This is a genomic window from Chryseobacterium sp. SIMBA_029 (assembly GCF_046535275.1).
Lineage (GTDB): Bacteria > Bacteroidota > Bacteroidia > Flavobacteriales > Weeksellaceae > Chryseobacterium.
Window position 1 is genome coordinate 313,575 of the sequence record NZ_JAWRXA010000003.1, and the last position, 21,794, is coordinate 335,368.

Genomic DNA, 21,794 nt, shown 5'->3' on the forward strand with positions numbered 1-21,794 from the left:
AATATGTCACTAGAAATTATAATTAGCGAAGCTATAAAAACAGCAATGAGAGAGAAAGACAGAGTAGCTCTGGATTCTCTTCGTGCGGTGAAATCACAGATTCTTCTTCTAAAAACAGAAGCCAGAGGTGCAGAAGTTTCAGAAGAGCAGGAAATTGCTATTTTACAGAGAATGATCAAACAACGTAAGGATTCTTACGAACAGTTTGCAACACAAGACAGAAATGACTTGGCAGAAGTAGAAGATGCTCAGATGAAAGTTATTGAGAAATTCTTGCCTCAGCAGCTTTCTGCAGAAGAACTGGAAGCTGAAATGAAGAAAATTATTTCAGAAACCGGCGCTGAATCTATCAAAGATTTAGGAAAGGTAATGGGAGTTGCCTCAAAAACGTTTGCCGGAAAATCAGATGGAAAAAGCATCTCCGAAATGGCAAAAAAACTCCTTTCTTAGTTCTGGGGAATGGATGAAAATTCTCCTCCATTACAACCATTAACTATTTTATTGTACGGATATACATCCTTTGCATATCGATTTGATTAAAGAAGCCCGAAACTGGAAAAGTTTCGGGCTTCATTTTGGGATATTCAAGATCATTATTCCGGTTTACTCAAAACGGAAAGGGCACATTCTTATCAGCGCCTTCGGTCAGTACTAAAAAATTCATTTGCTTGAGGGAAAGCAATAAATGTATTTTTCATGGTTATTTGTTTTTAGAATCATTTCAAATTTAGTAATTATTTTCAATTATACATATACTTAATTCACTTTTTTTTGAATATTGTTAAATAATTAATATCTAGTTAATTTTGTTTTCCTAATCGGCTAATAGTTTTTATATATTGAACAAACGTAAAGAATTGTTTAACTTTGCATAGATTTAAAAAACAAAAATATGTATCCAACAGATTTAGTGATGCCTATGAAGGCTGAACTTACAGATAAAGGTTTCGAAGATTTAACAACGCCTGCAAAAGTAGAAGAAGCATTAAAGCAGTCCGGAACGACTCTATTAGTGATCAACTCTGTATGCGGATGTGCAGCGGGTGCTGCAAGACCTGGAGTGGTGTATTCTTTAACAGGAGATAAAAAACCTGATCATTTAACAACGGTTTTCGCTGGTTTTGATACAGAAGCTGTATCTGAAGCAAGAAAGCACTTGGCTCCTTTCCCTCCAAGTTCTCCATGTGTAGCGCTTTTCAAAGACGGAGAATTGGTTCATATGCTGGAAAGACATCACATTGAAGGAAATCCTGCAGGAGCAATTGCCGCCAATCTACAGGCTGCTTACGATGAGTATTGCTAAGAAACAATAAATCTAAATATAGACCGTTACAAATTTGTAGCGGTTTTTTTATGTAATCCTGTAAAAAAACTCTTGCAAAAAATCAAATATCATTATATTTGTTGGAATGGCAACGAAAGCACTTTTCAATACGGTAGTCAATTGGTTTATCCGTCAGCGGATAGATCAGATACAAAATTTCATGGACCATCCCATTGAAACACAAAAGGGTATCTTATTTTCCCAACTGTTTCATGCCGAGGATACTGAATATGGGAGAAAATATGGCTTCAATTCCATTTCCAGCTATCAGGACTTCAAAAACAAGGTTCCTATCGTTTCTTATGAAGATTTTGAACCTTATATTGAAAAAGCACGCCAGGGGCAAAAAGACGTAAGCTGGCCCGGATACATCAAGCATTTTGCAAAATCTTCGGGAACCACCAATGCCAAAAGTAAATTTATTCCCATTTCTGCGGAAAGTCTGGAATACTGCCACATGAAAGCCGGAAAAGATATGGTTTCGATTTATGCCAACAACCATCCGGAAAACCAGCTTTTCACCAATAAAAACCTACGTCTGGGAGGAAGTTCTGAACTCTATGCTGATTTCAACACCAAGTTTGGTGATCTCTCGGCCATTTTAATTGATAACCTTCCGTTTTGGGTAGAAATAACAACGACTCCCAGCAAAAAGGTGTCTTTAATGGGTGAATGGGAAAGCAAACTGAGAGCGATTACTTCTGAAGTGAAAAATGAAGATGTGGGAAGTATCCTGGGAGTTCCCAGCTGGATGCTCGTTCTTCTGCAAAGAGTGCTAAAGGAAACCGACATTAACAATATTTCCGAGCTGTGGCCTAATTTAGAGGTGTTTTTTCACGGCGGAATCAGTTTTAAGCCCTACAGGGAGCAATACAAGCAGATCATCGGAAAAAACATCAATTACTACGAAATTTACAATGCTTCTGAAGGATTCTTTGGTATCCAGGACAGATCTGACAGTGATGAAATGCTGTTGATGCTTGATTACGGAATTTTCTACGAGTTTATCCCTATGGAACATTTCCATTCTTCAGATCCGAAAACAGTTAATTTAGAAGATGTTGAAGTAGGTAAGAATTATGCTATGGTCATTACCACGAACGGTGGTTTATGGAGATACCTCATTGGAGATACGGTTGTATTTACTTCCACAAACCCTTTTAGGATAAAAATTACGGGAAGAACTAAACATTATATCAATGCATTTGGAGAAGAGCTGATGATTACTAATGTAGAGTCTGCAATTTCCATGGCGTGCGAAAGTACAGGAGCTTGTATTACCGATTTCACAGGAGCTCCGGTATTTATGAAAGAAAATGAAAGTGGTGCCCATGAATGGATCTTTGAGTTCAGCCAAACTCCTGATGATTTAGAACGTTTCGTAGATGCTTTTGACCAGCATTTAAAAACGGTGAATTCTGACTATGAAGCAAAAAGATACAACAATATCACGCTTAAGAAACCTATTGTTCATATTGCCAAACCTAACCTATTCTATAACTGGCTGGAATCTAAAGGAAAGCTGGGCGGTCAGAATAAGGTACCAAGACTAAGCAACGACAGAGAATACATAGATCCTTTACTGGAACTTAATCAATAAAAAAACCGGCAGCCTGATCAGGCTGCCGGTTTTCATTTCGTTATTTATTTAAATCTTCTTTTAATTTTTTAGCGCCATCTTCCACTTTCTGAGCACCTTTTGCGGCTGCTCCCTTTGCATCGCTTCCGATTTCTTTAGCTCCGGATTTAATGTCTTTTCCGGCTTTATGAAGATCTTCCTTCGTTTTCTGTACAGCGTTGTCTATTTTATTACCAGCCTCATCAGCTTTTGCTTTGATATCTTCTTTTGCTTTCTGGGCAGCATTATCGATTTTATTTCCCGCTTCATCAACTTTCGACTTTACATCTTCTTTTGTCTTGTTAATTTTCGCAGTATCCAGAGCATCTGAACCTTGGGTAACAGTTGTACTGGTGGTGGTAACTGATCCATCAGGATTTTCTACCTGTTCTGTCTTTGTCGTTGTTTTCGTACATGATACAGCAAATGCAGCGACTGCCATTACTGTTAAGATTTGTTTTTTCATATTATATATTTTTTATGATGGTTTTAAATATAAAAACTTTTATTGGTTTTTGTTTTCATTTTGTGTGGAAGCAGCGGAAGCTTTTTGTTTTCCTTCGTCCGTTTTCTTCTTTTCTTCTTCAAGCTTTTTCTTGTTATCTTTTTCAAGCTCTTCTTTAAGCTTTTTTTCCTGGTCCTGAAGTATTTTTGCCTGTTTCAGGGAGTCCTGATACTTTTGTGAAGACATTTTGATACGGCGCACAACATCCATTGAAGCAGCACCATTCGAAAAAGAATCAATGGCGGCAGTATCATACTGCACCTTTACGTCTTCCTGTGCAGCAAATCCGGCTGTTTCTTTTTTAGAGCAAGCCGTCAATACAACTGAAAAAACGAAAACCGTAAATACTAAATTTTTCATGGAACTAATTTAGCAGAAATTCCGCAATTACAGGATAGTGATCCGATAATTTCACAGACTGATCTACTTTATAAGTCAAAGGAATAAGTGATTTAGAACTGAAGATATAATCAATTCTCAAAGGCACTTTATAATCATGGAAACTGGTAGAAATACCGTTTCCGACCGTTAGAAAAGCATCCTGAAGATCTTTTCCTAAATTATAATATTCATAAGAGTTGGGAACAGAGTTAAAATCACCTGCCAAAATCACAGGATAAGGTGAAGAATCTACAGCCTTTCTGATTTTTTTAATTTGTTCTTCATGAGCCCTAAAAGTGGGCGTCATATGAGCAAGCAGCGTTGATATTTTACCTTGTTCTTTCCCAAATCCATCAAACTGAAGCATTGATTTATGAAGTCTGAAAGGTTCTAAATAGACATTCACAACCCTTATAATCCTTCCGTTGATATCAATATCCGCATAAAACGAATTACCTCTCGATTTATCCTCAATAAGTTCAGCCTGTCTTACAATACGGTGTTTTGTTTTCAGGATAACGGTAGGATATTTCACCATATCCTTTCTTAATGCTCTATTGGTATCTTTTTCCTGAACAAGGATGATATCAGCATCCTGCTCTCTGATGTATTTTTTCACCTTGTCCCATCCGAAATCACCGTACTTTACATTAAAAGTAAGGACTTTAATATCTCTGATTGACTTTTGATTTTCTGTTTTGGGAGAGAAATTAACCCATCTTCTTATGGGGTTATAGAAAATAAGGGTTCCTAGTGCAAAAGCAATAGCTATTTTTTTTCTTTGAATAATCCAAATCACTGTAAATATAATATGAACAGCAATGAGATAAGGAAAACCTAGAGAAAGAAGGTTTAAATTTCCTAAAATATTAGGCGGAATCCATGCGTTTCCTAGTGTACATAACAGAAGGACAACAACTGCAATATGTGAAAATAATAGTATATGGTTCAGCTTCATGAAAATAACAGTCTGGGTACCCTGTTTTTTAAGCAAAAACCCTACCAAGACTAATAATTTTAACTAACTTTATGATTATTATTTCTGTAACGAAAATGTAGCAATCACCGGATAATGGTCTGAAATATCCACAGAACGGTCTACTTTATAACTGATTGGAGTTATTGATTTTGATGAAAAAACATAGTCAATCCTAATCGGAAATTTATAATCATGAAAGCTGGTTGCACTGCCTTTACCAACTGTAAAAAATGCATCTTCCAAACCTTCCGACAAGTGGTAATATTCATAAGAATTCGGAACCGAATTAAAATCGCCAGATAATATAACAGGATATGGTGAATTTTCAACAGCATCCCGGATAACTGCAATCTGATCCTGATGTTTTTTGAATGTAGGAATAAGTCTCCCTACAATATTCTTCACCTTTTCTTCATCTGCATCAGTATTTCCGTTAAGCTTAACCATCTCTTTTTCAAACTTAAACGGATGAAGGTATACATTAATGAATCTGTATATTTTCCCTCTTATTTCAATGTCTGTTTGGGTTCCGGGTATCCTTGAATCTCCACTACTAGGTTCAATAATCTTCCAGCTTATAATCTTATATTTTGTTAATACAGTAATGCCCCCACCGTTATTTTTTTTCTCATACCCTTTCATATCAAATCCATCACCTGGGTTTTCCTGTAAAAGAATAACATCTGCTCCAAGAGTTCCCAAGTATTTATTAATCTCTTCCACACCCATAATACCCCCTCTGGTATTAAAAGACACAATTTTAAGATCGGCTGTTTCCTTTGGATCAGAAGAATAATTGATCCATCTTTTTACAGGATTCAGAAAAAACAGTCCTAATAGCATAAAAACAAATGCTCTTTTCTTCCAGCTGAAAATCCAGAAAAAGGTCAGTACGACATAGGAAATCATAAGAAAAGGAAATCCTAACGAAAGCAGATTAAACCATGGAAATATTTTAGGCGGAACATAAGCATTCAGTAAGGTGCCTAGCAATAAAAACAGGATTCCAACATGCAGAATCAGCAATATAAGACGGAAGACTTTCATCAGACCGTATTAATGGGTTCTGTATAATTTTTTCTTCCAGATCATCGCCAGAAGAAATCCTACCAAAGCACCTCCTACATGTGCAAAATGGGCAATACCGCCTACATTTCCGGAAATACCTAAAAATATAGAAACTACAATAATTATTGGCAATATATATTTTACTTTTACAGGAACCGGAATAAACATAATCATAATCTTTGCGTCAGGATACAGAGCTGCAAAAGCTGCTATCACACCGAAAATTGCTCCAGAGGCACCTAACATAGGAGATCTTAGTATAGAATATAATGTTCTAAAAAGTTCAACTTGTTCAGGTGTTTTTATATTGGCACCAACATTTCCTGTATAACTAATACTTGCTTGCGTGTATATATCGGCTACATTAACTCCCAAATTTTCCAAAGCTGCTGATACCTGCTGCACTTCTACAAAATTCCAGAGATTGTATAACGCAAAAGCACCTAAACCACTGACAAAATAAAGAATTAGATATTTTTTCTCACCTAAAACCTGCTCTAGAATCGGTCCAAAACTAAAAAGCGTAAACATATTGAATATGATATGCATATACCCTCCATGCATAAACATATGCGTAATGATCTGCCATGACCTGAAGTTGGGTGAAAAAGGGTAATAAGCTGCAAGTATATCATCTAAATGTGGAAGAAAAAATGTGGCAATAAACATTATGACATTTATAATGATAATATTTCTTGTAATCGGTGGTATATTGTTAAACATTTTTAAAATTTGTTTTTAAAATCATTAAACGGAACTTCAAAGAAGCATCTTTTGCCGTTTGGTAAAAATTCCGGAAAGCCTAATGCTGTAAAGTCTTTAATAAGCTGTTCCGCATCTTTTTTATAAATAAAATCGAATCTGGATTTCGACTGCATTTTGTTCCACTGGTTGTGATAGAACTGTAAAAATTCTTCTTCCGTTTTATATTCCAGGATATCAAAAAGATTTTCCAGGAATTTCATTACCTGCGTTTCTTTCAGGCCTTCAGGAACGGCATCAATGCTCAGTACATTTTCGTGAGCAATTTTCATTTCAAATCCCAGGGTCGGAAGATATTTTTTGATCGATTGATATTTATTCTTTTCAATCTCATTCATATGATATTCTAACGAAAAAAGCAGGGAATGACTGTTGGTTGTTCCTTTTTTCAGAGGTTTGTTATGCTCTGAAACCATCAGCCTGTGCATTCTTCCGAGATCAAGCATCAACACTTTGTCGCCTTTATTGAAGAGCCAGTATCCGTTCGGAAGCCTCATAAGATCTTCATCAAAATCTTCGTCTTCGAATAAATTGATCTTAGATGGTTCGGCAGCAATATTCTGATAATACATTTCCGAAAGATTCTGCATTTCGGTTTGCATAAACTGCTTTTCTTCCAGGAATGGGTTATAGTCTTTATCGACAATAATTTCAGGCATTTTCAGGGTTCCTCCTCTGCTATTCGCCTTACTTGGAAAGGTATTCTGCATCATATCATCCAACTCGGGATCTCTTTCAAAATCAAGACTTGGCGCTACATTATAAATTCCTAAAGATCTTTTTATCGTTGAACGCAGCAATGCAAAAATAAGGTGTTCATCCTCAAACTTTACTTCTGTTTTCTGCGGGTGGATATTCACATCAATCTTTTCCGGATCAAGCTCCAGGAAAAGGAAAAAAGTAGGCACGTAACCCGGCATAAGAAGCCCTTCAAAAGCTTCCTGAACCGCTTTGTTAAAATATGGGCTTTTAAAGAATCTTCCGTTAACGAAAAGAAACTGTTCGCCTCTGGTTTTCTTGGCGCCTTCCGGTTTGGCAACAAATCCGTGAAGTTTACACCAGGTAATATCTTCTTTGATAGGAATCAGTTGCGGCTGCAGTTTTCTTCCGAAAATATCTACAATACGCTGCATCTGGCTTCCTTTTCTTAATCTGAATACCGGCTCATCGTCATGAAATAAAGAAAATTCCAGATTTTCATGAGCCAGGGCAACACGCTGGAATTCATCGATAACATGTCTGAATTCTACATTGTTGTTTTTAAGAAATTTTCTTCTGGCGGGAACATTATAGAAAAGATTTTTGACTAAAAAATTACATCCGTCGGCAGTTTGGATCGGATCCTGAAACTGAAACACTCCACCTTCGATATAGATATTGGTTCCGATTGCCGCATCTTTCTGTTTTGTTCTCAGTTCAACCTGAGAAACAGCAGCAATAGAAGCTAGCGCCTCTCCACGAAAACCTTTTGTAGAGATTTTAAAGATATCTTCCGTTCCCCGGATTTTGGAAGTTGCATGTCTTTCAAATGCCATTCTTGCATCTGTCTCAGACATTCCCTTTCCATCATCCACCACCTGAATAAGGTTTTTCCCGGCATCTCTTATAATCAGCTCTATTTTAGCGGAATCCGCATCTATTGCATTCTCCAAAAGTTCTTTCACAATGGACGCAGGTCTCTGCACCACTTCCCCTGCCGCAATTTGGTTGGCAACATGATCCGGTAAAAGCTGAATAATATCTGACATAAAAAACGTAAATCAACTTACAAAAATAGTCAATGAAAACGGGAATTAAAATATTAAAACCGTGAATTAAAATTTAATTATCAACAAATCAACAATCTTGCCGCAAATCACCCCAGAGGCCTATTTCTTTTTCATACTTATTTTCAAAAAGAACAATCCCCTACTTGCAATATACAAATAGAGGATTGATTCACAGCTAGTTTACACAAAATTAATACTGAAATTTGTTCTTTTATTCTTCAAATACGAGTTTTCTCTTTTCTTTCCTTTCTGTCTCGCCATGAATCTTATCATATAAATAAGCCAAAAGGGTTGGTTTTTTATAGATTCTGGCATATCGGTATCTTGTATTGAAGTGTCTCAAATGAATTTTGTAAGCATCATATCCAATGACCACTAAAAGACACAGACAGATCACATAAAATACTCTAAACTCGAGATAGTAATACGTAAGTCCGGAAAATACGGCTCCTAATACATAAGCTATCATAATACTCAGCAGCAGTTTTGCCCTGCTGATCAATTCTCCGTTTTTCCTGTATTTTTTATGGGTAAACATAGACAGTAAAATCCCTAAATCGGTAGTTGTTCCGGTAAGGTGGGTGGTTTTTACTGAAAAATTGGAGATACTAGCCGTCAAACCGTTTTGCAGTCCTGTTGCAAACAACATCAGGGCAACCAGATATTCTGTCTCTTCCAGCGTTTTCTGATAATAAAACTGTCCGTATATCCCTACAAACATCAAACATATTATTTCCAATACGATAGGTAGAGAGTGGGCTAAGTATTTACTCTTTTTATTAAAATTAATGACCATAAAATTGGCGAGAAAGCTTCCGAAGAAGAAGAGAAAAATCCATCCTCCTACTACTGCGACCTGCGTCCAGTTTCCTTTGCTTATTTCAGCGGCTAAAATGGCATAATGCCCTGTTACATTTGAGGTAAAAGAGAGAAAAATCAATAGGGATGCTATATTTATAGTACCCGCCGTAAAGGCGGTCAGCGTCCCCAACCTGATGTTGTCTCCCAATGTCCTGCTGTTACTATAATTTCTTAACATTTTTGTTTCTTTTTAAGGTTGTCGGTTTATATTAGACTTCAACAAAGACTTCTGCCAGCCTTCCTCTTTCCGGAAGTCTTTCCTGGATCTCCACTGCTATTTCTTGAGACTGGAGTTCTTTGCATTTTTTGATGTAGGGAATGATATCGAACTTTCCTTTCCCTTTACTTTGTATGGAAGCAGCGTAATATGCCTCTTCGATATTTTCTGCTCTCACATAATTATTGAAGGTTCTCTGGAAATTTCCGGTGAAAATATCGCAGACAATTCTTTCAATGAGGTGTGGGTATTTGTTTTTAATAATTCCATACGCATCACAGAATTCTTTGGGCCTGATTTTATTAAATATGGTACTTTTTGTATTGAACAAAAGATCTCTGATAGAATCTCCCATTTCATATCCTGAAACCAAAAGAATATTGTATTGATTCTGATCTTCCGCGGTATCTTTCTCTTTCAGTACTTTTTTCAATATATTCAGAGACTCAAGAGAATAATCGGTGGCAATTAAAATTGTTTTGGTCATATCTTTAAGATTTAGTTTTGGTATCGTTATTTGATAATACAAAACTAGAACGACCAGATTAGAAGTTCCTTGGAATGAAATTAAAATGTGATTAAAGAGATTAAAATGAGATTAGAAAATGAATAAAAACACTTAATACAGCAGCATACAAGCAAAAAATTGATCTTTACCCATTCTCTTTCCGGTTGAATGAGCAGATTATGACAGTTTTTCTTCTGCCTGAATGGTACTATAGAAATTAGGAAAACGCATTTGCACCGTTGTTCCCTGATTTTCATGAGAACTTACAATCAGCTCTCCGTTGTGCATCCTCACAATATTACGGGCTAACGGGAGACCAATTCCGTATCCTTCATAATTTTTGGTATTTGAAGCCCTGAAGAAAGGATCATAAATTTTATTCATTTCCTCTTGTGGTATTCCGATTCCGAAATCCTTGACGATGATATACACATCGGTATCTGTGGCTCCCAGCGAAACTTTTACCTGCTGAAAATTAGAATATTTACAGCCGTTATTAATGATATTAGCCACAGCAAGATGCAGCAACTGTTCGTTACCCTGAACTTTTAATTTTTTGGGATTATCCGGCAGCATACTGATGTCCAGATAAATATTATTCCGGGTGTCGATTTTACGTAAGGTTTCAATCACATCCCAAAGCAGCTGGTCGATTCTTACCTTATCCATTTTCTGGATTTTCCCGTCAAATCCAGTTTGGGCAATCATCAGCAGCGCTTTGATCTTTTTATCCAGTTTTTCGGCTTCATCCAGAATAATTTCCAGGGTATCTTTATATTCTCCCGCAGTTCTGCTGATCGATAAAGCGACATCTGCTTCCCCCATAATAGAAGTAAGAGGTGTTCGAAGCTCGTGAGAAACATTTCCAATCAGATGATTTTGGGTCTCGAATGATGTTTCGATCCTGTTGAGCATATCATTGAAAGTGTCTACCAACTCGTTCAGTTCTTTATTATCCGGCTGGGGTTCAAGTCTTAAGTGTAAATTTTCAGAACTTATTTGCTTTACTTTTCCTGTAATTTTTAAGATGGGTTTGAATAAAGTTTTCGATAAATAAAACGAAAATATCATACTAAAAAACAGAGACAGCACAATACAAGTGATCAGTGTTCTTTTCAAAAACCCCAAATAATAAACCACGTAATGGTTTTTTGCTGAAGCGATGGCAATATATTCTTTATCGTCAAATTTGAAAGACTGTCCGATATAATAAAACTCTTTGTCATTATAGTTCGCCTCTCCTTTCTTAACGATATTTTTAAAGAAATAATCGGGAATATGAACTTCCTGGGAGATTTTCTTAAAATTAGAATCAGTGGGAACCGCAAAAACATAATCCCTTTCCATGGGAAGTTCTTCATCGTTCAGGCTGTTTAAAATATAATTTTCCGGAAGATCCAGATCATTTTTGCTTTTTTCGATCTGAACAATGGTTGTGGTACGGATCTTAAGCAGTTCATAAAACCTCTGATGTGAAAAATTAACGATCGAAAAATAAACCAATCCACTGAACAGCAATATAATGGCAGTAAAAACCAACATTAAAAGCACCATCGTTTTGGTTTGATTTGTGATCACTTTATTAAACATCCATTACGGTTTTTTCAGCACATACCCCATTCCTATCACAGTATGTATCAGTTTATTATCATCCTGCTGGTCCATTTTTTTCCGTAGGTAATTCACATACACATCCACGACATTGGTTCCCAGCTCGTAATTGACACCCCAGACGGCATCCAGAATTTCAGCCCGTGAAATTACCTTTTCAGGATTATTAAGGAAATACAGCAGCAGCTTATATTCTGTAGAAGTCAGGGAAATTTCTTCTCCGGATCGCGTTACTTTTTTTGTATAATCATTAACGACCAGGTCCGAAAACTGTAAAACATGCTCATTATCGATCTCCGGTTCAGCAACTTCCGGAGTTGTATTGGTATTGCTTCTTCTCAGTAAAGATTTTACACGGGCTACCAGTTCAATAAATTTAAAAGGCTTTACCAGGTAATCATCACCACCGCTTTCCAGTCCGAGAACGATATTCTCAGAAGTTCCCAGAGCAGTCAGAAACAGAATAGGAACATTTTTATTCGTTTTTCTAATCTCTTTGCATACATCAATCCCATTCATTTCGGGAAGCATAATGTCCAAAATTACCAAATCGAAATCATTCGCCTGTACCAGCTGCACTCCGGTACGGCCGTCAAAAGCCACTGAAATTTCATAGCCTTTTTCCTGAAGTCCCTTTTTTATAAAAGATACTACACTTGTTTCGTCTTCGATTAAAATAATTTTTTTCATAAATAACGAATTTCACAAAAATAGCAATTTTTATTTTGGCCGGAAACAGGATGCTGAATCCTATAAGCCTGATTTCTTAAAAATATGAATGTATCGATCGGATCACACGCCCATTTACTGGTACGTCACAATAATGAATAATAATTTTCAGTAACGATGCTCACACTTCGTAAAACTATAAGAATTAATGCTAAATTTGTTGTCACAATAGACTGATGAAAACACTTCGGGTTAAATTTTACACACTATGAACGATTTTTTAATAGGTATCGGAAAAAGATTAAAAGATATTAGAAAAAAAAATAATTTAACCATCAATGAACTGGCTTTACGAGCAAATGTAAGCAACGGCCTTATTTCCCGCATCGAAAACGGAAGGACAATCCCGTCTCTTCCCGTACTTTTGGACCTCATCCAGTCACTGGACATTGATGCAAGCTACTTTTTTGAAGGCGTAGAGAAAAAATCCCATGCGAAATTCATTTATCTTCCGAAAGAAAGCCAGCAGCCCATCGAAAAGGAAGTGGAAGCCGAAGGATTCAAATACATGCATATTTTCAGTAAAAGCCTTCATTCATTAGGCTTTGAAGCTGCTTTACTGACTCTTGAACCTCATTCTAAAAGGGAAAAAGTAATTACGGATGCCTGGGAATTTAAATACATTTTAAAAGGAGAGGTAAAATATCTGATCGATAACGAAGAAGTCATCTTACAGGAAGGAGATTCTTTATATTTCAATGGAAAATTTCCTCACGTTCCCGTAAGTATCAGCAATGAAAGCTGTATTATGCTTGTCCTGTACTTTTATTCCGATAAAAATTAATCTTACTCATCCGAAATTTTCGTTCTCCATTTTTCGTTCTTTTTTACTTTGAATGATAGTATTGCATTCCTTCTCACTTATGCTCCATTGCAAAAGTTTACAAATACTCAACTTTTCGTTTTCCTCTTTTTTCAATATTAACCCAGGTTTAACAGGAATCCTTGTTTAATTTCCATTATTCAAACTCCTTCTATATTATTATTAAAAGCATATCATACAGGCTTTTATCGATTTACTCCTCCCTTATTTTCGATTTTAACGAACTCATACAAGTAAAATTAACGTAACATTTTCTATGAATTTGTTAATTATTACTTAATACGTAATTATTACATATATTAAAATTATTAGCTTGTTTTGCATAAAAAATTTAATATATGTAAAAATGGAAACAAAATTAGAAAAATTACTTACCCTTGTTTTTGTCTGTATGATTACTATTGTTTCAGCCCAAAAGCAATTAATTATAGGAACTGTCCTTGATGACAGCCAGCCTCTCCCAGGTGCCTCGGTAAAAATAAAAGGCTCCACAAAAAATACAGTGACGGATATGGACGGAAAATTTATTTTCAATGACCTGAAATCCGGACAGTACAGTGTACAAATCAGTTATATCGGCTACGAAACCTCAACCGTTGACGTTACCATACAAACTGATGAAACTAAAGATTTAGGTGCTATAAAACTTTCCCAACAACAGAAAAGCATTGATGAAGTGGTTGTGACAGGAACATTAAAAAACACGGAAGCAAGGGCTTTAAATCTTCAAAAAAATGCAATCAATATCAGCAATGTCATTGCGTCGGACGGTATCGGAAAACTACCGGACAGAAATGCCGCAGAAACCGTACAACGCGTACAGGGTGTTTCTATAGAACGGGACCAGGGAGAAGGAAGATTCGTTTCTCTGCGGGGACTTCCTCCGTTTTGGGCTTCTACCACCATCAATGGAAACCGGCTTCCGACCGCAGAAGAGGAAACCACCTCAAGAGCTACCGCCTTTGACTTTTTTCCTACGGAACTAATCTCCTACGTCCACGTCAATAAATCATTTACACCAGATATGGAGGCAGACGGAATTGGTGGCGGTGTTAATTTTATCACCAAAACCCCACCCATGAAAACCGAATTCAAGGCGACTCTGGGAACCGGATATAATGTGAAGGCTGATAAAGGAGTGTATAATCTGGGATTGTTGTACGGCGGAAGAACAAAGGATAAAAAATTCGGGTATCTATTTAATGTTGCTCATTTTATCAGGAATTGGTCTACCGATAACTTTGAAGCAAGAAGAAGTGGGGATGAAGGCGTTTTCAGAATGGAACTTCGTGATTATAACGGGGTAAGAAAAACTACAGGTGTCAATACGGCATTTGAATATGTCTTATCTCCCAAAAACACCTTTTACCTGAAAGGAATGTATGGAACTTTATCTGATGATGAAACGCATTATAAGCATAGAATAAGGTTCGACAAATTCAGTGCACCCAACAACACAGCGAGGGTGGAACTTCAGAACATCCACAACCTTTTGATCACAGAGCTTACTTCTGTTTCTCTAGGGGGAATCCACACATTAAATAAAGGAAAAATAGATTGGGACCTTTCTTATTATGACAATAGATTTAAGTATGGAAATATTCCGGACAAACTGAATAACTCCTATTATGTGATCAAATATACCCAGTCTGGCGTTGGAATCAATTCTAATTATATTGCAGACCATGGAAACGGACCAAGAGCGTATTGGAAAGCAGACGGCGGAAAATTAGATTATAAAGATCCGGATGCCTTATTTGGCTTTTACAGCGATCCTAATTTTAAAATGGACGCTTCCCAGATGAGATTTACCGATCTGGAATTCTATAAAGTTTTTGTTGAAGAAAAAGATAAAATCGTAGCTGCCTTCAATCATGAAATCAACACATCTGATAAACTGACGCTAAAATATGGTTTCAAATACCGTGACAAAGAGCGAAATGCAAGATTTTCAGATATCTTTTACAACTGGAGCAATGGAGCAGCCCCTCTTTTATCGGATTACGGCCAGTATATCACTTCACAGCCGAACGGCAGCCACTATTTAAGCGAGATGAATGCTCACATCGGAAACAGTTTCGGGCCGGTGTTGTCAACCTCAGGAATGAATCAGTTTTGGTTTCAGAATCAGGGAAATTTAAAGATCAATCCTGCCGATTCCGAATCGCTGGAATACAATAAAGCGTTGGGAAGAAATTTTGATGTTTTTGAAAAACATGCAGACGCCTATGGAATGGCAACTTATAAAATTAATGATAAGATAACGGTGTTGGGAGGAATAAGACTGTCAAACACCCACACTACGGTAAAAGGCTACAGTGTCATCGATGATGTGCTGACTCCGGTGGAAAATACAAAAAACTATCTGGCTGTATTGCCGATGGTGCATCTGAAATATGCTGTGAATGATAAAACCAATCTTCGTTTTGCCGCAACAAGAACGTTCTCAAGACCCAACTTCGGTGATCTTACTCCCGGCGGCACGTACAGCGAAGCAGACAACGAGTTTAAAGGCGGAAATCCCAACTTGAATCCCACCTATTCTCTGAATTTTGATCTGATGGGAGAATATTATTTTTCAAACGTAGGTATCTTAAGTGGCGGTGTTTTTTATAAGTCCATCACAGATCCTATTTTCCAGGATTCTTTTATCGGTTCTTACAATGGGATGAATGGAGTACAGTTCACGGCACCGAACAACGGGAAAACTGCCTGGCTGGGAGGAATTGAGCTGGGAATTAACCGAAGGTTCGATTTCTTGCCGGGTTTCCTACAGTATTTCGGGACACAGCTGAATGCCACTTTCATGACTTCGGAAATGGAAAAACCAAGCGGAAGAAAGGTAGCCCTGCCTTATCAGGCAAAAGAACTTTACAATATCCAGGTGTTTTTTGAGAAAAAAGGCTTCAATGCGAGACTCGCTTACAATCATAAAGGAAAATATGCTGTAGAATATGCCGAAACGGATATCAATGATTCTTATTACGGGAAGTACAGCAGTTTGGATTTCGGAACTTCTTATCAGTTTACCAAACATCTGATGCTGTATGCAGATGTCAATAATATCCTGAACAAACCTTTAATCTACCATTTCGGAAAGAATGAAGACCGTCCGGAGCAGGTTGAATATTATGGAGTACGATGTAATCTTGGAATAAAACTGAATTTCTAATGACAGAAAACAGCAACAAAAAAATAGGAATAACCCTGAAAGCAGCCCTTGCTGCTTTTGGAGTTTACTTTTGCATGTATGGTTTCAGAAAACCTTTTACAGTGGCATCCTTCGAAGGTCTTTCTTATTTCGGAGTAGAATATAAAGTGTTGATTATTATCGCTCAGGTCGTAGGCTATTTTATTTCAAAATTCATCGGCATACGATTTATTTCAGAACTGAAACCGGAGAAGAGAATCTTTTATCTGTTCTTTTTTATTGCGATTGCAGAGCTTGCCCTCCTGGGATTTGCAGTCGTTCCGGCGCCTTATAACATTATTTTTATGTTTATGAACGGTATTCCGCTGGGAATGATCTGGGGCATCGTTTTCTCTTATATTGAGGGAAGGAAAACAACCGAAATTATCGGCTTATTTCTCTGTTCAAGCTTCGTTGTATCTTCAGGATTTACGAAGTCAATCGGGAAATTTCTGATGGATACGTTTACTATTTCAGAATTCTGGATGCCTTTTGCAGCCGGTTTGATTTTCATTATTCCCTTACTGTTTTTCGGATGGATGCTTGAAAAACTCCCTCAGCCCGATGAAGAGGATATTGCTTTAAAAAACAAAAGGCAGCCGCTTCATAAAACAGATAGAAAAGCATTAATCCGTCAGTTTTTTATTCCGCTGGTCTGTATTACGGTTCTCTATATCAGTCTTACTGTTTTAAGGGATTTCAGGGACAACTTCAACCGGGAGATCTGGGATGATATGCACAGTCAGTTTGACAGCTCCATTTTCACGCTGACTGAGATTCCAATCGCAGTTATGGTGCTCTTAATTCTTAGCTGTATGGTAAAAGTGAAGAACAACCAAAAAGCTTTTACCTACTATCATTACATTCTTTTTGCCGGAATAGGAACGGTTGGTATTTCAACTTACTTATTTCAAAGTGGTTCTTTGCCCCCTTTTCCGTGGATGGTTCTTTCCGGATTTGGCATGTATGTCTGCTACATCCCTTTCAACGGTATCTATTTCGACCGGATGATTGCTGCCTTTGAGATTAAAGGAAATGTAGGCTTTCTCATTTATTTTGTAGATTCTTTCGGGTATCTGGGAAGTGTCCTGATTCTTCTGTATAAAAACTTTGGCTCGGCTCAAACTTCATGGCTTGGCTTTTATATACAGCTGAACTATATTATTGTTGCAGCAGCCCTTATTTCATCCGTGGTCGCTTTTTTAGCATTCAGAAAAAAATCAAAACCAAAATCAAATAATAATCAATACATCCATTTCGATGCTTCGAAAATGGTATAAAAAATAATATAAAAATGACAAGAAAATTCGATTTAATCGTTGTGGGAGGCGGAATTTTAGGAACATTTCATGCATATCATGCTTTGAAAAAAAATCTTACTGTTGCAATCCTTGAAAAGAATTCCAGACCTCAGGGTGCCACGGTAAGAAATTTCGGGCAGGTAGTTCCTTCGGGAATGGATCTTAAATGGCAGAATTTCGGAAGAGAAAGTTTGGCAATTTACAATGAATTGCAGGCACAGGCTGATCTTACGGTCCGCAGAAACGGCTCTGTGTATATTGCGTCTAATGACGAGGAACAGCAGCTGATAGAAGAATTATACGAAATTAATAAGAACAATGAATATGAATCTATTCTTCTTTCTAAAAGCGAATGCATCAACCGATTCGACGGCCTGCGCTCCGATTACTGTAAAGGAGGTTTATTTTTTCCACAGGAATTATCGGTGGATTCCGCTGAAATGATTGTAAAGCTCCATACGCTGCTTCAGGAAAAATCAGGATTAAAAATATTCTACAATACCACCGCCGTTGAAACGTATGAAAATGATACGGAATGCATTGCTGTAACGGCAGATGGAAAAGAATTTACCGCTTCAAAGATTATTATTTGCGGAGGGCATGAATTCAAAACGTTATATCCGGCCGTTTTCAATGAAAGCGATCTTGAAGTCACCAAACTGCAGATGCTGCAGACAAAACCCCAGGGAATTTATTCACTTCCGGGAAATATCCTTACCGGTTTATCGATCAGAAGATATGAATCTTTTCAGGAATGCGCTTCTTATGAAAAAATAAAATCTCTTGAAGATCCGAATTCTTTTGAGAAAAAATTTGGGGTGCATATTTTATTCAAACAGGCTTTAGACGGCTCCGTTATTTTAGGAGATTCCCATGAATATGCCGACGCCAAAGATGTGGATGATTTAGGATTTGACCTTAATATGGAAATCGATGAATTCATAATCAATGAAGCAAAAAAAATCATAGACCTTCCGACTTATGAGATCCAGAGAAGATGGTCCGGTATCTATTCTCAATGTAAAACAAAAGATATTTTCGAGCACAATCCCTCTCCCAACATTCATATTGTAACGGGTATCGGAGGGAAAGGAATGACGGGAAGCGGAGGATTCTCAAAATTCAATATCAATACAATTTATGCATAACAAAATAATGAAGAACATAGAATTATTGGTTCTGGATATGGCCGGAACAACAATTAATGAAGATAATGTAGTATACAAAACCCTGAAGGATGCAGTGAATGATTATGGTTATCAGGTTTCATTAGAAAAAGTGCTTTCCTGCTGTGCGGGAATGGAAAAACTGGAAGCCATCACCAGATTATTACAGGAGATTGGCGGGAATGAGGAAGAGGCACTGCCTATTTTTGAAAATTTTTCAGACCAGTTAAAAGAGGCTTATCAGAATCTGGATGTATATCCCATCCATGGTGTTGAAGAATTTTTAGTAAAAATGAAAGCTAAAAATAAGAAGATTGTGTTGAATACGGGATACACTTTTGAAATTGCCCAACAGCTTTTAACTAAACTCGACTGGAAAGAGCACATTCATTATGACGCTTTGATCACGGCAGATGATGTTTCCGAAAGCCGTCCCAGTCCGGAAATGATCTATCTCGCGATGAAAAAATTCAGTATTCTGGAACCTGAAAAAGTCTTAAAAGCAGGAGACTCTGTCATCGACATTGAAGAGGGAAAAAATGCAGGCTGCGGGCTGACTATTGCCGTCCTTTCCGGAGCACAAAACCGAACGGAACTTGAAAAATCCCGTCCGGATTATATTTTTAATACCATCTCTGAGGCTGAAGATATTCTTTAATATATTCTTTCATCATTTACTGATTCATTCAGCCTCAATTTCTTATCGTTTTTTTATTCTTTAATTAACTTTAAGTTTACACATGTTTACAAATAGTAAATTAATTTTACAATTATTAAAATATTAATTACTATTTGTAAACTTTTCTCTTTTTAAACAATGAATTTTATGAAATCAAAACTATTTTCAATGGCTGTCTTACTGGGCTGTCTGGTAAGTGCCCAAACCAAGAAAGTTCTTTTTATCGGTATAGACGGATGCCGTGCTGATGTAATGATGTCATCCTCTATTCCCAACATCCAGAGCTTGATCACAAAATCTATTTACTCTGTAGACGGACTTTGTGCTGCAACCACCTGGAGCGGAAATGGCTGGAGTACTATGTTAACCGGTGTATGGCATACGAAACATAACGTCCAGGATAATAATTTTACCAATCCGAACTATATTAATTACCCCGATTTTTTAACGAGAGCAGAAACGTACAATCCCAATTTGCGAACCATTTCACTAGCGAACTGGGCGCCTATTAATGATAAGATCGTCCGTACCGCCGATGTAAAATCTAATTTAGGGAGTGATATCGCCGTAAAAAATGCAGCTGTAAATGCTCTCCAGAATGATAATCCTGATATCTTATTTGTTGATTTTGATGATGTAGACCACGCCGGGCATTCATATGGATTTTCTTCCGGGATTCCGCAGTACGTTTCAGCTATACAGACTACGGATGCTTATATCGGGGAAATCGTTAATGCCATGAAAAACAGATCCACTTACAGTAATGAAGACTGGATGGTGGTATTGACAACGGATCATGGAGCTGTAGAAAGCTCTCATGGTGGCGGTAACCTTTCTGAAAGAAATATTTTCACGATCTATTCTAATCCGAATTTTATTCCTCAACAGATCAGCAAAACGGTGATCGACGTCAATAAAACACATAACCAGCTTAATTTTCCTGCCGGAACTTATGCAAAACCCTCTAATCAGATTCCTTTTAATTTTGGAACAAGCCAGGATTTTACTCTTGAATTTTGGGTAAAGCCTAATGCCGCTTTTTCAAGTGATCCGGTGATGATTGGTAATAAAAACTGGGCGAACGGTAAAAACAAAGGCTTTATTATCTCCGGATACAGCGGTCAGACTTTTAAAATAAATATTGGTGACGGAACCAACAGAATCGATCTGGTAGGCGGAAAAATAGAGGTTAATACATGGAAACATATTGCTGTAAGCTTTGACAGGGATGGTCTTGTTACTTTATATGAAGATGGAGTTCCGGTAACTTTCGCTAAAATGAATACGATCGGAGATATAAATTCAGGGCTGCCTTTAACCATCAATCAGGACGGAACTAATGTTTACGGACAGAACCTTGCTGCTTCTTACAAAGATATCAGAATCTGGAAATCGGCTCTTCCCAATGATGTATTGGTTAATTGGGCCACTCAGGATATTACTCCTTCCCATCCTTACTATTCTCAATTGCTTGCAGACTGGAAATGTAACGAAACTTCAGGAAATACGCTGATAGACTCAAGTCCTAACAGTAATAACGGTACGATCACCGGAACTTCTACCCGCACAGCCAATACCACTAATAACTTCAAAATTTACAATTATCTGTCAACCACCAGAGAAACGGACCATCTGCCAACGGTTTTAAACTGGATGTGTATTCCTGTTCAGGCTTCGTGGGGGATTGATGGGGTGAACCGGATTCCCGCCTGCTCAAACAGTAGTTTATCCACAAAGGATCAGATCGTTCAGGAAAATGATTTTATGCTATATCCTAATCCTGTGTCCCAAAGCATCAACGTGAAATTTACTTCAGCAGAAAGAGAAGTTCAGGCTGCAGTTACCGATGCTAAAGGATCGCTTGTCTTATCTCAAAAACTAAACTCTTCAAAAGGATTATATGATGAAAAAATTAATGTCAGCAATCTTTCAGCCGGGGTTTATTTCATCAGAATCAGTGGTGGAAAAAAGTCATTAACTAAAACATTTATAAAAAAATAGCCTATAGAACACACAGTAAAGTAATTAGATTTAAATTTTGATATTGGAACGAGGATTATGTTATCCTCGTTCTAATATCTTTTTTTATCCAGTTATGCTACATTTTCGAGCAATCTAAATCAGGACACAGCAGCATTTGAACCTGCGTTAAATTCAATAATCCTGAATCTGCTAATGTGCAGATAAGTTGACATACCGGATCAAGCAGTCCCCCCCCTGAAATAGTTTTCAGTTCGTTGTTGTTTAATTTTTTTAAATTCTTCATGATCATAATTTTGTGTGGTTATTGTTATTCTAAAATA

At 37.2% G+C, this 21,794-nt stretch carries 20 protein-coding genes; 9 read left to right on the top strand and 11 right to left on the bottom strand.

What is annotated here, in order from left to right:
* Positions 1 to 3 precede the first annotated feature (3 nt).
* From SB679_RS06935 to SB679_RS06945, 3 genes are all read left to right on the top strand, one after another.
* Entirely contained in the window at positions 4 to 450 is a 447-nt protein-coding gene (locus SB679_RS06935) for a GatB/YqeY domain-containing protein (protein ID WP_410701547.1), read from the top strand.
* 442 nt (positions 451 to 892) lie between these two features.
* Positions 893 to 1,303, top strand: coding sequence for a BrxA/BrxB family bacilliredoxin (locus SB679_RS06940; protein ID WP_034709072.1), 411 nt, complete (start codon positions 893 to 895; stop codon positions 1,301 to 1,303).
* Positions 1,304 to 1,409: 106 nt separating this feature from the next.
* Positions 1,410 to 2,924 carry a GH3 auxin-responsive promoter family protein gene (locus SB679_RS06945; RefSeq protein ID WP_410701548.1) on the top strand — a complete coding sequence of 505 codons (1,515 nt, stop codon included), beginning with the start codon at positions 1,410 to 1,412 and terminating at the stop codon, positions 2,922 to 2,924.
* Between the two features lie 40 nt (positions 2,925 to 2,964).
* Here the strand turns inward: SB679_RS06945 and SB679_RS06950 are convergent, their stop codons facing one another.
* The 10 genes from SB679_RS06950 to SB679_RS06995 form a co-directional block, all read right to left on the bottom strand.
* Positions 2,965 to 3,408: a hypothetical protein gene (locus SB679_RS06950; RefSeq protein ID WP_034709069.1), complete on the bottom strand. Its 444-nt coding sequence runs from the start codon at positions 3,406 to 3,408 to the stop codon at positions 2,965 to 2,967.
* A gap of 39 nt (positions 3,409 to 3,447) precedes the next feature.
* Positions 3,448 to 3,807, bottom strand: coding sequence for a hypothetical protein (locus tag SB679_RS06955; protein ID WP_410701549.1), 360 nt, complete (start codon positions 3,805 to 3,807; stop codon positions 3,448 to 3,450).
* Positions 3,808 to 3,811: 4 nt separating this feature from the next.
* Complete coding sequence (locus SB679_RS06960) at positions 3,812 to 4,834, bottom strand: endonuclease/exonuclease/phosphatase family protein (RefSeq protein ID WP_410701550.1); 1,023 nt, start codon at positions 4,832 to 4,834, stop codon at positions 3,812 to 3,814.
* Positions 4,835 to 4,864: 30 nt separating this feature from the next.
* A complete protein-coding gene (locus SB679_RS06965) occupies positions 4,865 to 5,854 on the bottom strand; it encodes an endonuclease/exonuclease/phosphatase family protein (RefSeq protein ID WP_410701551.1) in 990 nt (329 codons plus the stop codon).
* A 9-nt stretch (positions 5,855 to 5,863) separates the two neighbouring features.
* The gene (locus SB679_RS06970; protein WP_410701552.1) at positions 5,864 to 6,598 is read right to left on the bottom strand and encodes a rhomboid family intramembrane serine protease; all 735 of its coding nucleotides are present in this window, start codon (positions 6,596 to 6,598) and stop codon (positions 5,864 to 5,866) included.
* A 2-nt stretch (positions 6,599 to 6,600) separates the two neighbouring features.
* Positions 6,601 to 8,385, bottom strand: a complete 1,785-nt coding sequence (gene mutL / locus SB679_RS06975; RefSeq protein WP_410701553.1) for a DNA mismatch repair endonuclease MutL — start codon at positions 8,383 to 8,385, stop codon at positions 6,601 to 6,603.
* Between the two features lie 232 nt (positions 8,386 to 8,617).
* Complete coding sequence (locus SB679_RS06980) at positions 8,618 to 9,445, bottom strand: YoaK family protein (RefSeq protein WP_410701554.1); 828 nt, start codon at positions 9,443 to 9,445, stop codon at positions 8,618 to 8,620.
* Positions 9,446 to 9,476: 31 nt separating this feature from the next.
* Entirely contained in the window at positions 9,477 to 9,971 is a 495-nt protein-coding gene (locus tag SB679_RS06985; RefSeq protein WP_410701555.1) for a hypothetical protein, read from the bottom strand.
* Positions 9,972 to 10,169: 198 nt separating this feature from the next.
* The gene (locus SB679_RS06990; RefSeq protein ID WP_410701556.1) at positions 10,170 to 11,582 is read right to left on the bottom strand and encodes an ATP-binding protein; all 1,413 of its coding nucleotides are present in this window, start codon (positions 11,580 to 11,582) and stop codon (positions 10,170 to 10,172) included.
* A gap of 3 nt (positions 11,583 to 11,585) precedes the next feature.
* Entirely contained in the window at positions 11,586 to 12,293 is a 708-nt protein-coding gene (locus tag SB679_RS06995) for a response regulator transcription factor (RefSeq protein WP_034709057.1), read from the bottom strand.
* 247 nt (positions 12,294 to 12,540) lie between these two features.
* Here SB679_RS06995 and SB679_RS07000 point away from each other — a divergent pair, with 247 nt between their 5' ends.
* From SB679_RS07000 to SB679_RS07025, 6 genes are all read left to right on the top strand, one after another.
* Positions 12,541 to 13,116 carry an XRE family transcriptional regulator gene (locus SB679_RS07000; RefSeq protein ID WP_317740340.1) on the top strand — a complete coding sequence of 192 codons (576 nt, stop codon included), beginning with the start codon at positions 12,541 to 12,543 and terminating at the stop codon, positions 13,114 to 13,116.
* 385 nt (positions 13,117 to 13,501) lie between these two features.
* Positions 13,502 to 16,327, top strand: coding sequence for a TonB-dependent receptor (locus SB679_RS07005; RefSeq protein WP_410701557.1), 2,826 nt, complete (start codon positions 13,502 to 13,504; stop codon positions 16,325 to 16,327).
* Complete coding sequence (locus tag SB679_RS07010; protein WP_410701558.1) at positions 16,327 to 17,625, top strand: DUF5690 family protein; 1,299 nt, start codon at positions 16,327 to 16,329, stop codon at positions 17,623 to 17,625. Before SB679_RS07005 ends, SB679_RS07010 begins: the two co-directional genes overlap by 1 nt.
* A 14-nt stretch (positions 17,626 to 17,639) precedes the next feature.
* Positions 17,640 to 18,794: a TIGR03364 family FAD-dependent oxidoreductase gene (locus SB679_RS07015; protein WP_410701559.1), complete on the top strand. Its 1,155-nt coding sequence runs from the start codon at positions 17,640 to 17,642 to the stop codon at positions 18,792 to 18,794.
* Between the two features lie 7 nt (positions 18,795 to 18,801).
* A complete protein-coding gene (locus tag SB679_RS07020) occupies positions 18,802 to 19,470 on the top strand; it encodes an HAD-IA family hydrolase (protein ID WP_410701560.1) in 669 nt (222 codons plus the stop codon).
* 168 nt (positions 19,471 to 19,638) lie between these two features.
* Positions 19,639 to 21,492 (top strand): alkaline phosphatase family protein, encoded by a 1,854-nt coding sequence (locus tag SB679_RS07025; protein WP_410701561.1) that lies wholly within the window; start codon positions 19,639 to 19,641, stop codon positions 21,490 to 21,492.
* 97 nt (positions 21,493 to 21,589) lie between these two features.
* Here the strand turns inward: SB679_RS07025 and SB679_RS07030 are convergent, their stop codons facing one another.
* Positions 21,590 to 21,757, bottom strand: a complete 168-nt coding sequence (locus tag SB679_RS07030) for a bacteriocin-like protein (RefSeq protein ID WP_410701562.1) — start codon at positions 21,755 to 21,757, stop codon at positions 21,590 to 21,592.
* Positions 21,758 to 21,794 lie beyond the last annotated feature (37 nt).